The following is a 4285-nucleotide window of genomic DNA, read 5'->3' as shown; positions in this document are numbered from 1 at the left end:
AAATTAAGGTAAAGGGATCAAATATTAGAACTATTAGTGGAGATGGATTTAAGTTTTCACACAACGAGATTGACTTTGTTAAATTTAGCAAACACGATGGAATTGATTTTAATAAGACAAATGAAATTACACTGGTAGGGAAGTTGAGCATAAACGAATATATGGGCATAAGGTTCCCACAGGTTATCATACAAGACTATGATGTGGAAGTTGTAGATAACAAAGTTGTGAGTTGGAATGATATTTTTTAAATCCAGTATTTACAAATAGTAATATATGTGATACAATCAATGTATCAAACAAACCTTGGAGGTATTATTATGAGAAAAGAGTTAACTTTAGAAGAATTTTTAGCACTTGAGATTGGGCAAAAGATTGAAGTTGAATGTCTATGTGAAGAAAAACTGTTTGAAGATGCTAGAGAAGCGATTGTTGAATCGGCAACCACTTTCCCTTGGGTTGAAGGATATGTGCCAAGTTTTGAAAAAATTCTTAGATACAAAGATTGTGGAAAAGGTTATGACATCATTGAAGAAGATTTCTTTGAACCAATTGGAGAAGAAGAAGTTTATGCAAAGGTATATTTAATTGATTAAGAGGGGTTGACACCCTTCTTTTTTTATGATATAGTTTATTTAGATAAATACAAGGAGGTAGAAAAATGTATCAAAACTATCACAAACACACTTCATTATCAAATGTATTCATAAAGGATTCTGTATTGCAACCAATAGATTATTGGGATGAGTTGAAAAAAAGATATGGTGACAAACAATGTGTTTATACAACCGTAGAGCATTATTGGCAAGGAAATTACTTTGCAATATATGACGACCTTGAAAAGTACAATAAAAAGAATGGCACAAACATAAAATTTGTATTTGGGGTTGAAGCGGGATTTGTTAAAGATAGGTTTTCTAAAGATAGAGCTGGTCACATTATATTGTTAGCTATGACTGAAAATGCTAGAAAAGCAATAAATAAAGCTCTATCTATTGCTAATAAAACTGGATTTCACTACAATCCTAGATTGGATATGGAGCTAATTCTCACGCTTCCTAAGGATGAGGTATTTGTTACTACAGCTTGTATTGCATTTTGGAATAAGTATGATGATATTGACGATGTAGTTTTAAAACTAAATAATCATTTTACTAATTTCTACTTAGAAATACAGCCTCATGACACATCCGAACAAATAAAATTAAATTCTCATATCTTAGAGCTTAATAAAAAACATAACATACCAATGATTGCAGGTTGCGACACTCATTTAATAACCCAACAACAAGTTGAAGATAGAGACTATTACTTAAAATCTAGTGGTCTTATATATGAAGAGGAGAATGGGTGGTATTTAGACTATCCAACATATGATGAACTATTCTCAAGATTTGATTCTCAGGGAATATTCACCTCATTTCAAATAGAGGAAGCCATTGAGAATACAAATAAAATATTGAACTTTGATGAAATATTATTAGATAGAAGCCTTAAGGTTCCAATATTAAAAAAGTATAAGCATCTAACTCAAGAGGACAGAAATGAGATGTTTCGGAAGATATTAAGAAAGGAATGGAGAAATCAAGAATGTGATATAAACCCATTGAAAATAGAACAATACATGAGAGAAATATGCCATGATATTGATGAAATAATTGGATGTAATATGGTAGATTACTTCATATTTAATTATGAAACCATGAAATTAGGACAAGAAAAGTATGGTGGAATTTTAACTCCAAGTGGAAGGGGTTCAGGTGTTTCTATGTTCTTAAATAAACTATTGAAATTCACAAAGGTAGATAAAGTAAATTCACCTGTAATCATGTATTCTGAAAGATTCCTGACTAAAGAAAGAATATTAGAATCTCATCAAGCACCTGATATAGATCACAACGTTAGTGACAGACAGCCATTCATAAATGCCCAAAAAGAGTTGATTGGGGAATTAGGAACATACGACTTATTGGCAGTGGGGAAGCTAAAGTTGAAGTCGGCTTTTAAAATGTATTGTAGAGCTAATGACATAGACCCACAACTTGCTAATGAAGTTTCTAAGTTAATAGACAAGTATGAAAAATCCCTTAGATATAAAGAAGAAGATGAAGAAATTGACATCTTTGACTTTGTAGACAAGGAAAAATATGGTTATTTAATTGATGGATGTAGACATTATCTTGGAATTGTAGAAAGTAGGAAAGGACATCCATGTGGAACTCTTTGTTATGATGGAGACATAGAATCAGATATTGGAATAATGTTGTGTAAATCTGAAACAACAGGAAAGGAAGTTTTTGTGGCTCTACTGGAGAGTGGTACAATTGATAGCTTCGGGTATTTAAAACAAGACTACTTAATCGTAGATTCAATAGGCTTGACATACGATATATATAAAGAAACTGGAATAGAACCTATGTCTGTAAACGATTTACTAAAAAAAATAGATGGGGATAAAAATGTTTGGGATATATATGCAAAAGGAGAAACAATGTGTATAAATCAAGTTGAGCAAACAAAAACAACTCAAAAAGTTATGAAGTATAAACCAAAAAACATATCTGAGTTGACAATGTTTGTGGCAGGTGTTAGACCTTCATTTAAATCTATGTATAGTAAATTTGAAAACAGAGAACATTTTGAATATGGTATAAAGGTATTTGATGAATTAATTCAAGATGAATACTGTGATAGTTCGTTCATATTATATCAAGAACATTTAATGAAAGTTCTTGGATTTGCAGGATTCCCTATGTCAGAAACATATAACATCATAAAAGCAATTAGCAAGAAGAAGGAATATGTAATTAAAGATGCAAAGGAAAAGTTCTTATCAAGCTTTTCAAATGCTATAATAGATACAGGTGAGACAAACGATGAGAGCAAAGCGATTGAAATGTCTGAGATGGTTTGGAAGGTGGTTGAAGATAGTGCCGCTTATGGATTCAATTCAGCACACGCCTACTCAATGGCAATAGATAGCGTAACTTTAGCATATTTGAAAGCTTATTATCCATTGGAGTTTTATAAAGTTGCACTTCAAAGGTTTAGTGACAAAGGAGATAAGGATAAAGTAACATCTTTGAAAAAAGAAATGGCTATAAAAGGAATAAAAATAAAAGAAGCAAAGTTTGGAGATGACAATAGGACTTTCAATATAGACAAGAAGAACCACTGCATAACCCAGACAATGGCCTCAATAAAAGGAATGAGCAAGGTAGCTCCTGAAGTATTGTGGAATATGAAAGATGTTGCAATATTTGATGTTATTGATCTGTTTGTGGAGTTGGTAAACTCACCATTGAAAAAGAATGACATCGTGTTCTTAATTAAGTTAGACTACTTTGAGAGGTTTGGAAATATAAATAAACTTTTAATGGCTTGGAGTAGGTTCAATGAGAGATATAAGAAAACTCATGTAGAAAAAACTAAAGTAAAAAGAATAGAAGAAGTAAGAGAATACATCAATAAAATAGATTGTAATACGACAAAGTTTGAAAAATTAAAGTATCAAGTTGAAGTATTAGGATACACAGATGTCATAGATGAAGATTTCGATGACGTAATCTATGTATTTGAAAGCGTTGAGATTAATCAGTATGGGACACCATTCTCTTCAATATATCAAATATCAAGTGGATCAAGATTACAAGTTAAATTAAACAAGTCTTGGTATTGTGAAAATCCTATTATAAATGGAGATATTTGCAAAGCCATTGTAAAAGAAAAGAATAAACGTGTTAAAAATAATGAAGGAAAATGGGTTGAATCAGAAGATGTTGAAAATGTAATTGATGTGTATTCTAAGATAGATAGTGAAGATTAATTCATAAAAAGTGTTGACTATATGTTGACACTTTTATTTTTTTAGTATATAATAAGATTATAAAAAGTTGAGAGGTGATAGTTATGGGAATTATGGTAGAATGTAGAATAACCAAACAAGTTTTTGCAAAAGACGATTATAGGATTTTTGGATGTGTGCCAACTAAAGAGAACGTTAATTTAAAGCTATCAAGATATGGCAACTTCACGATTGTAGGTGAGTTACCATATCTAGTTGAAGGAAAAGAATATAGGCTTGAAATTGAAGAGGGGAAAACTGATAAGTATGGAACGCAATATTCCGTTTTATCAGCCCCTAGTTTACACGTAGAAGAGATTACAGATGATATGGAATATGATATACTATGTGAAATAACAACGCCATCACAAGCAAATTACGTTCATACAGCATACCCATCATTTATTCAGATGGTTTTAAATGGGCAAGAAGATGAAATAG

At 31.2% G+C, this 4285-nt stretch carries 4 protein-coding genes; all 4 read left to right on the top strand.

All coding sequences use genetic code 11. The annotated features are described in order from the left end of the window. The coding region (locus tag ACRDDY_RS13060; protein ID WP_438565377.1) for a hypothetical protein at window positions 1-251 on the top strand (251 nt) is incomplete at its 5' end. 69 nt (window positions 252-320) lie between these two features. Continuing rightward, window positions 321-596 (top strand): hypothetical protein, encoded by a 276-nt coding sequence (locus ACRDDY_RS13055; protein WP_438565376.1) that lies wholly within the window; start codon window positions 321-323, stop codon window positions 594-596. Window positions 597-661: 65 nt separating this feature from the next. After that, entirely contained in the window at window positions 662-3826 is a 3165-nt protein-coding gene (locus ACRDDY_RS13050) for a PHP domain-containing protein (RefSeq protein ID WP_438565375.1), read from the top strand. An 83-nt stretch (window positions 3827-3909) separates the two neighbouring features. Continuing rightward, the coding region (locus ACRDDY_RS13045) for a hypothetical protein (RefSeq protein ID WP_438565374.1) at window positions 3910-4285 on the top strand (376 nt) is incomplete at its 3' end.

This window comes from Clostridium sp., from assembly GCF_051656525.1.
GTDB lineage: Bacteria > Bacillota > Clostridia > Clostridiales > Clostridiaceae > Clostridium.
The sequence above is the reverse complement of the archived record's forward strand: the minus strand, read 5'-3'. Positions and strand labels throughout refer to the sequence as shown.